At 54.6% G+C, this 13,847-nt stretch carries 15 protein-coding genes and 1 tRNA gene; 9 read left to right on the top strand and 7 right to left on the bottom strand.

All coding sequences use genetic code 11. The features are described from left to right. Window positions 1-19: 19 nt before the first annotated feature. Together fabV and ACH3PB_RS04780 are read right to left on the bottom strand one after the other, a co-directional pair. The gene (gene fabV, locus ACH3PB_RS04785) at window positions 20-1,225 is read right to left on the bottom strand and encodes an enoyl-ACP reductase FabV (protein ID WP_416398298.1); all 1,206 of its coding nucleotides are present in this window, start codon (window positions 1,223-1,225) and stop codon (window positions 20-22) included. Then, window positions 1,222-2,511: a beta-ketoacyl synthase N-terminal-like domain-containing protein gene (locus ACH3PB_RS04780; RefSeq protein WP_416398297.1), complete on the bottom strand. Its 1,290-nt coding sequence runs from the start codon at window positions 2,509-2,511 to the stop codon at window positions 1,222-1,224. Before ACH3PB_RS04780 ends, fabV begins: the two co-directional genes overlap by 4 nt. Before the next feature lie 388 nt (window positions 2,512-2,899). On the opposite strand from ACH3PB_RS04780, the gene ACH3PB_RS04775 reads away from it, so the two are divergent. The 3 genes from ACH3PB_RS04775 (at window position 2,900) to ACH3PB_RS04765 (ending at window position 3,549) form a co-directional block, all read left to right on the top strand. Continuing rightward, window positions 2,900-2,976: transfer RNA gene (locus tag ACH3PB_RS04775), tRNA-Arg, on the top strand. A gap of 36 nt (window positions 2,977-3,012) precedes the next feature. Continuing rightward, on the top strand, window positions 3,013-3,207 hold the full coding sequence (locus tag ACH3PB_RS04770) for an Rpn family recombination-promoting nuclease/putative transposase (RefSeq protein ID WP_416398296.1): 195 nt from the start codon (window positions 3,013-3,015) through the stop codon (window positions 3,205-3,207). A gap of 54 nt (window positions 3,208-3,261) precedes the next feature. Then, window positions 3,262-3,549, top strand: coding sequence for a DUF4351 domain-containing protein (locus tag ACH3PB_RS04765; protein WP_416398295.1), 288 nt, complete (start codon window positions 3,262-3,264; stop codon window positions 3,547-3,549). Window positions 3,550-3,597: 48 nt separating this feature from the next. Here the strand turns inward: ACH3PB_RS04765 and ACH3PB_RS04760 are convergent, their stop codons facing one another. Both ACH3PB_RS04760 and ACH3PB_RS04755 read right to left on the bottom strand, forming a co-directional pair. Continuing rightward, window positions 3,598-4,071: a transporter associated domain-containing protein gene (locus tag ACH3PB_RS04760; RefSeq protein ID WP_416399415.1), complete on the bottom strand. Its 474-nt coding sequence runs from the start codon at window positions 4,069-4,071 to the stop codon at window positions 3,598-3,600. Next, entirely contained in the window at window positions 4,023-4,343 is a 321-nt protein-coding gene (locus tag ACH3PB_RS04755; RefSeq protein ID WP_416398294.1) for a CBS domain-containing protein, read from the bottom strand. Before ACH3PB_RS04755 ends, ACH3PB_RS04760 begins: the two co-directional genes overlap by 49 nt. A 247-nt stretch (window positions 4,344-4,590) precedes the next feature. Between ACH3PB_RS04755 and ACH3PB_RS04750 the strand changes: the two genes are divergently transcribed. After that, window positions 4,591-4,965, top strand: coding sequence for a SirB2 family protein (locus tag ACH3PB_RS04750; RefSeq protein WP_416398293.1), 375 nt, complete (start codon window positions 4,591-4,593; stop codon window positions 4,963-4,965). A gap of 54 nt (window positions 4,966-5,019) precedes the next feature. On the opposite strand, the gene ACH3PB_RS04745 is transcribed toward ACH3PB_RS04750, so the two are convergent. Then, window positions 5,020-6,126: a glycosyltransferase family 2 protein gene (locus ACH3PB_RS04745; RefSeq protein ID WP_416398292.1), complete on the bottom strand. Its 1,107-nt coding sequence runs from the start codon at window positions 6,124-6,126 to the stop codon at window positions 5,020-5,022. Continuing rightward, window positions 6,120-7,322: a glycosyltransferase family 4 protein gene (locus ACH3PB_RS04740; protein ID WP_416398291.1), complete on the bottom strand. Its 1,203-nt coding sequence runs from the start codon at window positions 7,320-7,322 to the stop codon at window positions 6,120-6,122. The genes ACH3PB_RS04745 and ACH3PB_RS04740 overlap by 7 nt, the downstream gene beginning before the upstream one ends. 279 nt (window positions 7,323-7,601) lie before the next feature. Here ACH3PB_RS04740 and ACH3PB_RS04735 point away from each other — a divergent pair, with 279 nt between their 5' ends. From ACH3PB_RS04735 to ACH3PB_RS04715, 5 genes are all read left to right on the top strand, one after another. Next, window positions 7,602-8,057: an EF-hand domain-containing protein gene (locus tag ACH3PB_RS04735; RefSeq protein ID WP_416398290.1), complete on the top strand. Its 456-nt coding sequence runs from the start codon at window positions 7,602-7,604 to the stop codon at window positions 8,055-8,057. 125 nt (window positions 8,058-8,182) lie between these two features. Continuing rightward, the gene (locus ACH3PB_RS04730; protein WP_416398289.1) at window positions 8,183-9,337 is read left to right on the top strand and encodes a glycosyltransferase; all 1,155 of its coding nucleotides are present in this window, start codon (window positions 8,183-8,185) and stop codon (window positions 9,335-9,337) included. A 10-nt stretch (window positions 9,338-9,347) separates the two neighbouring features. Further along, complete coding sequence (locus ACH3PB_RS04725) at window positions 9,348-10,538, top strand: DegT/DnrJ/EryC1/StrS family aminotransferase (RefSeq protein ID WP_416398288.1); 1,191 nt, start codon at window positions 9,348-9,350, stop codon at window positions 10,536-10,538. Further along, window positions 10,535-11,668, top strand: a complete 1,134-nt coding sequence (locus ACH3PB_RS04720) for an acyltransferase family protein (protein ID WP_416398287.1) — start codon at window positions 10,535-10,537, stop codon at window positions 11,666-11,668. The genes ACH3PB_RS04725 and ACH3PB_RS04720 overlap by 4 nt, the downstream gene beginning before the upstream one ends. A 59-nt stretch (window positions 11,669-11,727) precedes the next feature. Continuing rightward, window positions 11,728-13,182, top strand: a complete 1,455-nt coding sequence (locus ACH3PB_RS04715; protein ID WP_416398286.1) for a lipopolysaccharide biosynthesis protein — start codon at window positions 11,728-11,730, stop codon at window positions 13,180-13,182. Between the two features lie 28 nt (window positions 13,183-13,210). On the opposite strand, the gene ACH3PB_RS04710 is transcribed toward ACH3PB_RS04715, so the two are convergent. Further along, on the bottom strand, window positions 13,211-13,828 hold the full coding sequence (locus tag ACH3PB_RS04710; protein WP_416398285.1) for a hypothetical protein: 618 nt from the start codon (window positions 13,826-13,828) through the stop codon (window positions 13,211-13,213). Window positions 13,829-13,847: the final 19 nt, after the last annotated feature.

The following is a 13,847-nucleotide window of genomic DNA, read 5'->3' as shown; positions in this document are numbered from 1 at the left end:
CTGTCCATTAGCGAGCGGCCTACAAGGCCACCCTGGTTTGTGCCTGACCCATTAGCAGGTCGATGTCCTGATCATAGTCCACATCAGTGCAGCAAAAACCAAAAAGCTTCAGAAAATCCTCACGATAACCCCTCAAATCGGCCAGTTCCGGCAAGCTGTCGTCTGTGACTGCCGCCCATCGCCTTGCGACCTCAGCCTGTACCGAATCAGCCATTTCATAGTCGTCTACCCGCAGGCGCACACCGTCTTCCACGCGTCGCCCGCTACTGAGCAACTGGGTACTGAAGAAGCGCAGTATCTGATCCATTGCTGTCTCATGTGTGCCCTCCTCCTTCATAACGTCGTACAGAATGGCAATGTAGAGCGGCATGATGGGGATGGCAGATGAACTTTGCGTGACAACAGCCTTGAGGACGCCTATGAAAGCCTTGGCATCGATATCCTTGAGCTGTCTGCTGATCTCATGCGCTGTTTCTTCAAGATGCGCCTTGGCACGACCAATGGTCGCCTGACCATAGATAGGCCAGGTCAACTCCCTGCCGACATAGTGATAGGCGACAGTTTCACAGCCCACCGCCAGAAGTTCGGCCGCGTGCAACTGACTCATCCAGTCCGCCCAGTCCTCGCCGCCCATGACCTTGACCGTGTGTTCGATCTCGTCATCGGTTGCGGGTTCGATACTGACCGACTTGAGGACTTCATTATCGGTATCGAGCGTGATGCCTTCGAAGGGCTCGCCTATTGGCTTGAGCACAGATTGCCAGATCTCGCCGGTGACAGGGTCCTTGCGTCGCGGCGCAGCCAGGCTGTAGATGACGAGATCGAACTTGCCATACTTTTCAGTGGCCAGCTCAATGACCTGATCCTTGGTTTCCTGACTGAAGGCATCGGCATTGACGGTGTGAATCTGCTGATCGGGACGCTCGGATTTCAGCAGGGCCTCAGCGGCCATGTTGTTATACCAGCCAGCACTGCCACAACGTACTTCAGTCGCCGGCTTCTCGAACATAACGCCCAGCGTAGCGGCATCAGAGCTGATCGAGGCAGCAATTCGGCTGGCGAGCCCGTAGCCTGTCGAACATCCAATGATCAACACGTTGTGAACCGCCTTTTCCATTGGCAGCGCCGCTTTGGCCTGCTGGATTTGCTCGGCCACCTGACGGTGACAGCCGACCGGATGCGCGGTTGTACAGATAAAGTTCCTGATCTTCGGTCGCACGATCATGATAGGCCCTCCATGGCAGCTTTTTCCCTATGAACACCAGACCAGTTATCGAACACGAGACAGGCATTGGTTCCGCCGAAACCAAAGCTGTTGGACAGTATGCGATTGACGTCGATGTCATATTGCATCTCCCTGAGAATCGGGAACTCTGCAACGGCATCATCTACAGTGTGCAGGTTGTCGCATCGGACGAGGAAACGGTTACGCATCATAAGCAGGCCGTAAATGGCTTCCTGCACCCCGGCAGCGCCGAGGCCGTGCCCTGAAATAGCCTTGGTTGAGCTGATGGCAGGTATCTTCGCCATGGACGCGTCGTCGCCCTCTCCGGCAAAGGCTGCGCGAATGGCTTTGAGTTCGGCGATGTCGCCGACTTTCGTACTGGTACCGTGGGCATTGATGTAGTCGACTGGGCGCTTATGAATGGCATCAGCCTGACGCACGGCCTCGAGCATACAGCGTGCGGCGCCCTCACCTGAAGGCACGACCATGTCGTCGCCATCGGACGTCGCGCCAAAGCCAGTCAGCTCGGCGAGTATGGTGGCACCACGTGCCTGCGCCCGCTCCAGCGACTCCAGTACGAGCACGCCAGCGCCCCCAGAGATCACGAAGCCATCGCGGTCGGCATCGTAAGGTCGCGAAGCCTCTTTTGGCCTGTCGTTATAGCCGGTAGACAGTGCGCCCATGGCGTCGAACAGACACGACAGTGTCCAGTGACAATCTTCCGCGCCGCCGGCAAACATGACGTCCTGCAGGCCGAACTGAATCTGCTGCGCAGCTGCACCTATACAATGCGCACTGGTTGCACAGGCACTGGTGATTGAGTAGTTGACGCCCCGTATCGCAAATGGGGTGGCCAGGTTGGCATTGACTGAACTATTCATGGTTCTGGTCACACGATATGGACCAACCTTGCGGATGCCCTTGTCGCGCAGGATGTCAATCGCATCCATAACGTTTTCAGTAGAGGCCCCGCCGGCGCCCATGATCAATCCAGTGCGCTCGTTGGAGACTTCAGCAGGCGTAAGTCCCGCCTGAGCAATCGCCTCTTTCATAGCGATATAACTGTAGACTGAGGCGTCCCCCATGAAGCGCAGTAGCTTGCGATCGACATGGGCGGCAAAATCGATATCGATCTGCCCCGAAATATGGCTGCGTAAGCCATTTTCGATATGGCCGGCGTTGGCGCCGATGCCTGATCGACATTCGGCCAGAGAGTGGTGTACTTCTGTCTGATTGGAACCAAGGCTCGAAACAATGCCGATACCCGTCACGACGACTCGTCTCATGATGGTATCCCCGCTTTACATGCGGTGAGCGGTAAACCTGAAATTCTTGATGCGGAAGCAATCACTTGCGACATGAGCTGTATCCCTGTGTGTGAAGCACGGAGGGAATGATACTCACCACCACAGTGACCCTACTTGACTTTCGGTAGCAGAAATTTGACGCAAGCGCGCAAGTTGATGATTTTCTTTGGCCGCTCAAACTTGCGTTATAACCGAAGCCAGGTTGAGTCATTTCGACTCATATCACGTGGATTGCGACCTGCCTATCACGTAGTGGCGCGCAAGATCTTGATGATATCGGCGATCTGATATGGTTTTGCAAGGAACTGAAATTCGGGGCTGACATAGCCCGAGCATCCGAATATACTGCCGTTCTTCATTTCCAGATGTCCTCGTAGCTCAGCTGGATAGAGCGACCGCCTCCTAAGCGGTAGGTCGCAGGTTCGAATCCTGCCTTGGACACCATTTTCGCCAGTCATATCTGCTCAGGGCAAGGATTGCATGGGCTCTCATGATCATATTTACAAGCGTTTGTTCTCGAACCCCGACATGGTTCGCGATCTTCTAAGAGACTTCGTGCCCGGTGAATGGGTAAGCGACCTCGACTTCGATACACTCGAAAAGCTCAACAACAGCTATATCACTGATGACCTGCGTGAACGGGCTGATGACATCGTTTGGCGAGTTCGTTTCTGAGATCGAGCTGCTTTTGCTGCTTTATTCGCACAACGCTTTAGTCAGGTGCAAGGATTGGGTGAAGGCTTGAGCGCTATTCAGAACCTATCGGAGATGCATGCCATGCTAAGTGAAAGAGCAAAAGAATGGAGCCACCTTCACAGAGAAGCTGGCTTCAGGGAGGGGTTGGAAAAAGGACTGGAGCGAGGCGAGGCCCGGGTCCTGAAACGTCTTCTTACTCGACGTTTTGGAGATCTATCACAGGCCTTGGTTCAACAAATCGATAATGCTTCTGAAAAGCAACTCGAAACCTGGGCCGATCGGCTACTCGATGCGGAGTCGGTCGAAGAAATCTTCGCTTGAATCGGCCCGGACTGCTGTAGAAGCGCAGTCAGGATCAGGATCAGAACGTTACGCTTTTTCCTCGTCAATGCTCGGCGAAGCCATCGCATCGCTTTTATCTGCAGCAGAAACAGACGCAGTCGCCTGTTTGTTCGAAATCAGCAGCTTGTCCGCTCGATTGCCGTCCATGTCGACCACTTCGATCGCCAGGTCCCCTATGCTCATGACATCCGCTTCTCGTGGCAGATGCCCCAGCACATTCAACACGAGCCCGCCGAGCGTATGATAGTTACCATACTCTTCCTCCGGCAGCTTGCGGATATCGAAGTGGTCTTTAAAGGCGCTGATATCCACCCGCCCACTTACCAGCCAGGTTCCGTTCTCGCGTTCGACGAAGTCGGGGTCGTATTCTTCGTCGTCTGCCGGAAGATCTCCCACGATGGCTTCGAGAACGTCGTTAAGCGACGCCAGACCGCTAGTTTGCCCGTGTTCATCTACCACGATGGCAATATGGCTCTTCGACTGTTTGAACTGTTTGAGCAGCTGCAGCGCTGTGGCGTAACGTGGAATGAACAGGGGGTCTTCACTAGCGCGGCAAGATCAGGCTCCTCAGCCGACATTACCTTGTTGAGCACATCCTTGGCATAAACGACACCAACGATGTTGTCGATACCGCCCTTGCATACAGGGATGCGCGAATGTGGGCTACTGGCGATCTTGCGTCGGTTTTCCTTGAAGCTGTCTTTCAGATCGACGTAATACAGATCCTTCCGCAAGGTCATGATATTACCCACGCGCTGGTCTGGAAAGCACATTCATGGGCTGCGACAGCACCTTGGCGCCCTCCGGATTCAGCAGCGCCAGACGCTTGGATACAAGCGCTCCGAATATCAGCGAAGAATAGGTGATCAGGCCAACCATAATGCACTCAGGGGGCCTCGATGCGCAGCAGAATACGATATGGATGACGCACTTGCACTCCTGACAGTATGGACCACAGAATAGCGAGCTCCAGACTATCCGCTGAAGCGATATTCAACACATCACACAAGAGAGTGAACTATGGAATGGTATGCCGGTCTCAAGATGATACACATGCTCGCCGCAGCGCTCACGGCGCTCCTGTTCATGACCAGAATCGGCCTGGATGCCGCCGGCAAACCAGGGTGGCGTGAGACCCCGCTACGCTTCCTGCCCCACATCAACGACACCGTACTGCTGGTCGCCGCCATTGGCCTCGTTATCGTCACGCCGTGGATGCCCTTCGTTCATCATTGGTTGACGCTGAAAGTGTTATTGCTCATAGGCTATATCGCTGCTGGACTCGTCGCCCTCAAGCCTAAGTTTTCCCGCAAGACGCGCATTCTCGCCGCAGCTGCAGCCCTTGGACAACTGGTGCTGATGTTCGCCCTGGCCCTGCACAAGCCCGCCTTCTAGCAAAAGCCATCCGCCTACGAGGCGGACTCATGCGGAGACAAATCAACCCATGTCTCAGTCCAGCCAGGAACGTAGCTCACTACGAGCCGCGTTGGCCAGGATCTTCAGGTTTCGCTTTCCGGCGCCATCGTCTTCGCTTCGCAGGCCATATTGGAAGGCCTTGGCGTAGGCGCGGGCGGCTTCGTGAAAACGGCCCGCGGCGTGGTAACTATAGCCAAGCCGCATGTACCGGAACTGCAGGGCGCCGGGCAGGATCTGTGAACGTCGTCTGTCCACATTGACCTGCTCACTGTTCCGCCGCGAGGCATCCATCAATTCGAGCACTTCGATGTCGGCCTCAGCACTCTTTAGCGCGTCACCCGAAACGTTGTCCTCCCCTCTCCCCAGATATGACAGCGGCGCATCGACATAGAGGCCGTGGGTCACTCGACAGAGCCTGAGCACATAGTCGAGATCCTCTGAAAGCCGTCTACCTTCGAGCCAGGGTTTGATGGCAGTGGTAATCGTACGGCGCACGACCAGCGTGCTAGGGAAAACCGGATATCCAGCAGCCAAGGTATGAAACAGCATCCGCCCTGGAATAAGGTAGGTCTGTTCGTCCACGGCCGTCAGCTCATCGCAGAGCTTGCGCACGGAAGGATAGAAATCCGAGTTGGTTTTCTCCATATACTTCAGCCGCGGCTTGAGCTTGCCTGGCTCATCCTGCTGGACCGGACCCATGCGTTCGAAGCGACTCAAGTCGCTGAACAGGAAGCCGGCGGAGGGATTTTTATCCAGCACCGCCACCACGCGATGCAGTTTGTCAGCAGCAAACAGGTCGTCAGAATCCAGAAAAGCTATGAAGCGACCCCGAGCTGCCGCCATGCCAGCATTGCGCGCCGACGATGCACCGCCGTTGGTCTTGCGGATGAGCCTGACATTATCCATTCGGCAGAAGGGTTCCGGCAGCACTGCCGGCTCCGCAGAACCATCGTCGACGATAATGGCCTCAACGTCGATGACTCGCCGCTCTTCAGCCACATTGTTGGGCTCGTTGGCCACATCGCTTCGCCGGACCTCGGTCGATGCCTCGAAGGAGCGCTGCCAGAACAGACTGTCCAGCGCCTCCAACAGGGTCTCTTGACGGTTGTAAACCGGGATGATGACGGAAACATCTACCATTGAAAAATCCTTTGCATAGCGATTCTGAAGTTCTCGCGCTGGTGTGAAACCGTATAACTTGCGTGCACCCTGGCCACAGCGGCCCTGCTCATGCGCTGTCTCAGCGCAGGATCATCTGCCAGTTGCACCATACGTTCGGCTAGCGCCTTATAATTGCCTGTTTCAAACAGAAAGCCAGTCTCGCCGGGGTCGACCGTCTCGTTCAGCCCCGGGAGGTTCGATACGAGCAGAGGAAGTCCACTCACTGCCATTTCGAGTGAGGAGCGTGGAAAGGAGTCCCATCCGGTCGAGGCGATGATGCTGGCGTAGCAGTTCGGCAAGATAGTCGCGATATCTGAACGATAGCCACCAAAGGTGAGATATTCCACTGCCCTGGTGCCTTTGTAGTACTTGTCGAAGGTTTCAGCTTCATTGCCCTTATTACCGCAGATGAGTACATGAATATCCTTTCGACCAAGCTCATTCACGACATGAGCCAGTGCCTGAACGATAACGTGGACACCTTTACGCGCTTCCATATGGCCAGCGTAGAAGAAGGTCTTGCGTTCATCAGGTATATTGAATTCGTTTTCGAGGTAGCCCTCGGTCGTGCGCGTGGTATATCGGTCTGGATCGACCCCGAGCCTGACAATACCGGTGCGTTTCTTCGGAATACCCCGCCCGCGCACGGCCGTGTCCTGCATGCCGTAGGACTCGAACAGATAATGATCCGGCTGGTAGCGTCGCAACGCGACTTCTACGCGCTTCAGTAACAGCTTCAGGCCACTGTTGAGCGAACTCATCGGTGCGCCCCAATACGTGGCAATCCGTTTGGCGCCACCTTTGCGCATCGCTCGGATGACCGGCAGGTTGACCTGCAGATCGAAGCCGATCACGCAGTTGACACCAGCCTCGCGGAGCTGACCGGCGAAACGTTCGTGAAAGGCTTCGCTCTCGTCACGGTAAGGCGCTTCAAGCACACGTATCTGATCTGTATCGAGATCTGGAAAGCGCTCGTTAGGATAATCATCCAGCCAATGCGGGCGGCCACTGCTGAGATCGGCGTAGCTCAGCAGCACATCCCGCGGCTCGGCGGTGAGCTCAAGTGCTGTTTCGAAAAAGAGCCGTTCCAGTGGCTCGATAGCATAGCCGGTGTTCACAGGTGTATGGAGCGCAACGAGAATGACTTTGCGCTGGTCGTTAGACTCATTCGGCATGCAGGGGTCCTGGAGATGCAAATATTACAGAGCTAATGGTAGGTCAGGGCTGAAGTATAGCGTGACTACACGATCGTTGCTCGCTGTACCCACCCGTTCTGAATACGTATATGTTGCGGGGAGCACAGACTAAACAAGGGCTTGAGCGCCAGCGCCTGATTTATTTTGCATCACAGCACAGACCTGGCCCGATTTCTGCAATCCACTACCTGGACATTCACTCTAGTTGAATACCAGCACGGTTCGAAAACGTGCACCGATATCATGGAGAGTATAATTATGAACAAGGTCACAAGTGCATCGATTCTTTCTGCCGCAGTGTTCGCACTGGGCATCTCTGGTCCCGTAGCTGCCGAAACTTCACAGCAGACCGGCGCTACCCAGAATACTACCGGACAGACCACTGACAGCGGCAACATGGGTACTACACAGTCGCCAGCCGCCTCTAACAGCGGTCAATCAGCATCAGCCGACCTGCCAGAATTCAACAAGCTGGACAAGAACGGTGATGGCTTCATCGAAGAAAGCGACGTACAGGATGCTGGCGACAACGCACAGATCGTACAGCGCAACTTTGATGTGATCGACGTCGACCGCGATGGTCAGATCAGTCAGCAGGAGTACAGCATCATCAAGCCAGAGGCTACTGCTTCCGGTCAGGAGAACAGACAGGATTCAATGGGTATCGAGCCTACCAATGAAGGTCAGACCCTGGATGAAACCTATCAGCCCTAGTCTAGGCTGAATTGCGATCACGCGGCATGGAAGCCGCTGAAAATAAAGCCGCTGCAGCGATGTTGCGGCTTTTTTCCGTCCCTGTTCTGCTATACTTCGACGCCTTCAGATCAAGGAATTCTCCAATGCTACTACTGTTCTGGCTGGGCGTTCTCGGCACCCTCTACAGCTATTTTCTTTACCCTCCAATACTCATGATGCTGGGTGCCCGTGCAAGCCAGCCTGGCGGCTCACAGGCGACGCGATCTGCCTTGACACACGCCACGGGTGCGCTTCCCTCCGTAAGCATGGTCATTACTGCGCACAACGAAGAGAGCAAGATCGCCCAGAAGATCGAAAATTCACTCGCACTGGACAAGACTGGCGTCGATTTCGAACTGATCGTGGCGTCCGATTTCTCTACCGATGGCACCGATGCCATCGTTGAAAGTTATGCCAGTCAGGGCGTGCGACTGGTGCGAGCTGACCAACATCTCGGCAAGGAATATGCGCAACTCTGTGCGATCAAGGCCTCGCTCGGTGAAATCATCGTGTTCAGCGACGTGGCCACTGAGCTGCCAGCGGACTCCCTGCAGAAGCTGCTGCCCTACTTTGCCGATGGAGAGGTCGGTGCAATTTCCAGCGAAGACCGCTTTATATCCAGTAGCGGTGAGGTTGCTGGCGAAGGGGCCTACGTCAAATATGAAATGTGGCTGCGCAGTCTCGAGTCGCGCGTGGCCGGCCTGGTTGGTCTTAGCGGTTCCTTCTTTGCTGCCAGACGCAGCATCTGTGACCAATGGGATATTCAGTCCCCCAGCGACTTCAATACGGCGCTCAATTCGGCCCGCTCAGGTCTCAAGGCCATCAGCTGCCCTGATGTACTGGGTTACTATCCGAACATCAAGGATGAGACCAAGGAGTACAAGCGCAAGCTCAGAACGGCGATTCGTGGCATGACCGCCCTCGCCCGACATCCCGAAGTACTCAACCCCGGGAAATTTGGCCTATTTTCTTTCCAGGTCTTCAGCCATAAGCTCATGCGCTGGGCTGTTCCCTGGTTCATGTTGATGACCTTCGTGGCGAATCTGTTCCTGCTGAACAAGCCGTTTTACATGCTCACGTTCGTATTACAGATAGCATTCTACGGTGCCGCGCTCGCAGCCCACAACAAGCCGGAACTGCGTGAGGGAGGCCTGAAAATCCTGTACTTCTTCTGTCAGGTCAATCTTGCACTTGCGGATGCGGCCGTACAATTCATCAAAGGTACCCGCATGACCACGTGGCAACCATCGAAAAGGTAAGCACAAAGGCATGAGCAAGTACGTCAGACCGGTTGGGCACCCAATTATCACCGAGCGCGGCAGTCGTCATACTGCGACTTCATCGACTGTGTACGCCGACTACGCGCCCTGCTACGTCAACTCCGGCACGGCAGCTCTGCAACTGGCGATTCAGATTGCAGTACGCTGCGCGATAGAAGACGACAGCAACACATCGCTCAAGGTCCCCAGCGAAGCTGAAGTTATCGTGCCGGCCTACGGGTGCCCCGATCTCATCACGGCCTGTGTTGGCGCCAAGGTCAAACCGGTGCTGGTAGATAGCTGCGATCCCAGGTCACCCTTTCCGGGTTTCAAGCAGATTGCCGAGGCAATAAGCCCGAAAACCGTGGCGGTGATTGCTGCGAACTTTCTCGGCAAATCGCCAGAACTCGACAAGGCGCAGTGGCAGGCGCTCAGAACTCGCGGCGCAAGACACATCATCGAGGATCGGGCACAGGCCTTTCCGTTCTCTTCAGAGGAACAGTCGTTCTTTGGCGACACTGTAGTAGCGAGCTTCGGCAAAGGTAAGCCAGTAAGCCTGCTTGGTGGAGGTATGCTGCTGATCAATCGGCAGTATCGTCATCTTTGCGACTTCAGCCAATACAATCCGCGGGCGGTCTCGACGCTTGAGCGACTGAAAATAGAGGCCAAGATAGCGGCCTACAATCTGGTCATTACGCCCGCGGTCTATGCCCAGCTATTGAAGGTGCCAGGGCTCAATATTGGTGCCACCAGCTATAAGCCACCGCTACCGATTGTACCGCTCGACCAGGCCAGGTTGTCCTGGCTGCCGGCCAATGCCTACAGACTCGAAAACAACTTTGAGTTGCGAGCACTCATCGAGCGGCTTCTTCGAATCGTCTCCTTCAATTATAAGCTTTCACTCATAGGTTCCAGCCAGGATGAGCTGTACGAGGCCAGGCGCATGCTCAGATTTCCTGTACTGGCTGAAAGTAAAGCTCATCGTGATGATCTGCTCAAACGTTTTCACAAGGCAGGTATCGGTACAAGCGCAATGTATGGCAAGGCACTCCCGGACATGGCTGATGTGCCCTTGTCGGACGAGGTCCGCAAGGCTGACTTTTCCAATGCCCGCAGCTTCGCTGATCGACTCTTCACCCTACCCTGTCACGAAGACGTCAACGACGAGACCGTGAAAGCTATCGAAGACGTACTTGCTTGACAGAGCGGATCTACTATCTAGACGCCCTGCGGGGCATTCTGATGATGGGCGGCGTGCTGCTCCATGCTGGCTATGTTGCCAGCAGCGGCCACACCTGGCTCGTCTCCGGATCAGGCGGCTCGATCGCAGCCTACTTCATGGTGGAGATCATCCATTACTTCCGGATGCCAGCCTTCTTTGTTGTCTCGGGTTTCTTTTGCCTCATGACCCTGCACAAGTACGGCACTGAAAAATTCCTCTCCGTGCGCCTGAAGCGCATTGTCATTCCAACGATCACCACTGCACTCACGTTGAACCTTCTGCAGCGCATCTTTCTGGATGAGCTCAACAGCAAGGCCTTCTCTCTGCGCAGCTATTTTCTTGAGGGACAGTGGGATTCCCATCTCTGGTTCCTGGTGTACCTGTTCTTCTATTTCATACTGGCCGCCCTGTTTTATGCCTTGACGCCACTGTGGCTGGTCAAGCGGATCACCGCCTTCGCCATTCCAAGTCCGAAGGCCATGGCCTATGGGATGCTGCTGGCTTTGCCGTGTTTCACCCTGGTGCTTCAGGGCATCGACAGCACAGTCGTTTCGCTTACCTACGATATCGGCGGGGTTATCGATACCTACCAGTTCCTCTACTACATTCAGTTCTTCATCGTGGGATACTGGCTCTATAGTCATCCGGGTGTGATGGACGCAATGGTACGCATCGATCTCTGGAAGCTCGTTCTGACAATAGCCGTCGGCGTGGGCGCTTATGCCCTCTGGGGTGGCGGTGAGACCCACTTGCGCGTGGCCATCGCCGAGTACACGCGCATGCTGTGGGTATGGGCTGCCGTGGCACTCTGCCTCGGCCTGTTTCGCAGGTATGCCAATGGCGGTGGCAAGACCTTGCGCTACCTATCAGAAGCTTCGTATACCGTTTACCTGTTTCATCATTTCCTGGTCGTTCTGATTGCAGCTGTGCTACTGCATGTGAGCACCAATCCCCTCATCCTGCTCCTGGTGACCAGCGCTAGCGCATTTTCGATCGCCCTGGCCATTCACCATTTCGTCGTCAGGCGTTTTGATTGGGCCGCTTATCTGTTCAATGGAAAAGTAAACTGCCAAAAGCAGCCCGTAAGCCTTATGATAGCCGCCCAGTAAATAAGCGGGACACAATCCCGACGCTTACACGACCCGAATAATCGCGCCAAGAGGACTTCATGGCCAGCGCCGTATCGCAAACCTCGCTATACACCATAGCGAACATTCTCAGGCATATCAGCAGCCTGATCATGCTGCCCATCTACACCCGCTACCTGACGCCGAGCGACTACGGCACGGTTGAGCTGATGACGATGGCGCTGGATTTTACGGGGATCCTGGTCTGCAACCGGATTGGTGAGGCGATATTTCAGTACTACTCGATGGCGGATAGTGCGCAGGAGAAGCGCGAGGTCATGAGTACGGCGTTTTTTCTGGGCGTTGCCATCAACACACTCGGCTTTTTCGTCCTTATCGTAGGCTCGCCATGGCTATCGGATTTCGTGAGCGATCAGCCTGACTTCCAGTCATTGTTCATGCTGTTTGCTGCCGTGCTGATTTTCGAAGCGCTTACCACGATCCCGATCATCTACATGCGACTGCAGAACAAGGCCCACGCCTATCTAATCGTCAGCGTGATAAAATTATCACTCCAGATCGGGTTCAGTCTGTACTTTGTCGTATATAAAGAGTTAGGCGTCGCGGGGGTTATCTATTCCGCCTTCCTGGCCAATCTGCTCGTGGGTATCATACTGACGATCTACCTGCTTCGAAACACTGGCGTGAGTTTTCGACCGCCCGTCGCCTGGAAGATTTTCGTCTTCAGTATTCCCATGATTTTCGTGGCGTCAGCGTCCTTCGTCACTACCTTCGGTGACCGCTTCTTCCTGAGACAGTACGGCAGCCTCGAAGACGTTGGCATTTATTCACTGGCCTATAAGTTCGGCTTTCTGTTTGTCGCGCTGGCCTGGGACCCCTTCTTCAAGTTCTGGGAGGGGCGGCGTTATGAGGTGTACAAGGACGTCGAAGGTAGAGACAGTCACTTTGCTAATATGTTCCGCCGGATCAATGCCTATGTACTGTTCATAGCGCTCGGCTTCTGCGCCTTCATACCTGAAGTCATCCAGCTGATGGCCGCACCCGAATTCTGGGATGCCGCCTACTACGCACCATTCATCGTGTTCAGCTTCGTGTTTTATGCGTGGACGATGTACTTCAATTTCGGGATCTTCCTGCGGGAGAAGACGAAGTACCTGGCGTATTGCGAGGTGGCTAGTGCGATCGTGATTTTGGGCCTGTATGCGGTTTTGATACCGGCCTACGGATTGGCAGGTGCGGTGATTTCAACCTTTATTGGTTATCTGCTGAAGTTCGTGTTGGTTTATGGAACAGCGCAGAAGTTGTTTCGGGTGAATGGGAATTGGTTTGAGGTGCTGCCGTTGTTTTTTCTCGCGGCAGGCCTCCTATACATATTCAGCTTCTTCACAAATTTGTCCGCTGTGAACGTCAGTGTCAAAGCCGGCCTACTACTGACCTTCGGAATCTTGGTCTGGTTTGTCATTCTCACCTCAACCGACCGCGAAGAGGCCCGCGGTCTTGGAGCAGCACTACGGGAAAAGCTGCCCGGGAACTGATTCGGGCCTTATCACTTTCTGGGTTCGTCTACCTCTGGCGCTTAGACTTTATTCGACCGAGAAACAGAAGACCTGCGGCCGATAAGAGGAGTGGTAAGGTAGGCGTCGCGTTAACAGCCTTACTATCGTAGAACGTGACTTTGGTCGACCCTGAATGGCTCTCCTGGCCTATCTCAACACAAGCAGGGTCTAGGCTTGGCCCGGTGCACCCAATTGTTGCATCGTAGAGAAAGTTCAATGATGTAAATGTGAAATCATAGACCGTGTTCAAGGCCAGTCGATCGATAATCCCAACGGTTTGGGGAGGGTTAGTGCGATCGTCATAGCCCAGTCCGAACAGGATAGTTTTGAACGCCACATTGATGTCGGTGATAGCAGCCACGAATCCCATGTCATAATCACTTGAGTAGTCTGGGTCATCCCTAACCAAATAACCTTCGTTCAAAAACTCATAGAGATTGGTATCCGGGTTTCCATCATCCAGGTTCAATTCGGCGTTCAGGTTGAAGCTTTCAATGGTACCGTTGATGTCAAAGGAAGCTGTTTCCGGCATCGAGATATAACCAGCCTGGGCGACTAGAGAAGACCCAAGCAGGGTGGCGAGCACGGTGCCCCTCAGGAAGCAGGAATTTCGAACGTGAGTCATACGATGTCTCCGAGTAATT

Source organism: Allohahella sp. A8 (genome assembly GCF_047946665.1).
Lineage (GTDB): Bacteria > Pseudomonadota > Gammaproteobacteria > Pseudomonadales > Oleiphilaceae > Allohahella.
The sequence above is the reverse complement of the archived record's forward strand: the minus strand, read 5'-3'. Positions and strand labels throughout refer to the sequence as shown.

Coding starts and splice junctions, on each gene's coding strand:
- fabV (WP_416398298.1), bottom strand. CDS start 1,225: ATGATCGTGCGACCGAAGATCAGGAACTTTATCTGTACAACCGCGCAT.
- ACH3PB_RS04780 (WP_416398297.1), bottom strand. CDS start 2,511: ATGAGACGAGTCGTCGTGACGGGTATCGGCATTGTTTCGAGCCTTGGT.
- ACH3PB_RS04770 (WP_416398296.1), top strand. CDS start 3,013: ATGGGCTCTCATGATCATATTTACAAGCGTTTGTTCTCGAACCCCGAC.
- ACH3PB_RS04755 (WP_416398294.1), bottom strand. CDS start 4,343: ATGTGCTTTCCAGACCAGCGCGTGGGTAATATCATGACCTTGCGGAAG.
- ACH3PB_RS04750 (WP_416398293.1), top strand. CDS start 4,591: ATGGAATGGTATGCCGGTCTCAAGATGATACACATGCTCGCCGCAGCG.
- ACH3PB_RS04745 (WP_416398292.1), bottom strand. CDS start 6,126: ATGGTAGATGTTTCCGTCATCATCCCGGTTTACAACCGTCAAGAGACC.
- ACH3PB_RS04740 (WP_416398291.1), bottom strand. CDS start 7,322: ATGCCGAATGAGTCTAACGACCAGCGCAAAGTCATTCTCGTTGCGCTC.
- ACH3PB_RS04735 (WP_416398290.1), top strand. CDS start 7,602: ATGAACAAGGTCACAAGTGCATCGATTCTTTCTGCCGCAGTGTTCGCA.
- ACH3PB_RS04730 (WP_416398289.1), top strand. CDS start 8,183: ATGCTACTACTGTTCTGGCTGGGCGTTCTCGGCACCCTCTACAGCTAT.
- ACH3PB_RS04725 (WP_416398288.1), top strand. CDS start 9,348: ATGAGCAAGTACGTCAGACCGGTTGGGCACCCAATTATCACCGAGCGC.
- ACH3PB_RS04715 (WP_416398286.1), top strand. CDS start 11,728: ATGGCCAGCGCCGTATCGCAAACCTCGCTATACACCATAGCGAACATT.
- ACH3PB_RS04710 (WP_416398285.1), bottom strand. CDS start 13,828: ATGACTCACGTTCGAAATTCCTGCTTCCTGAGGGGCACCGTGCTCGCC.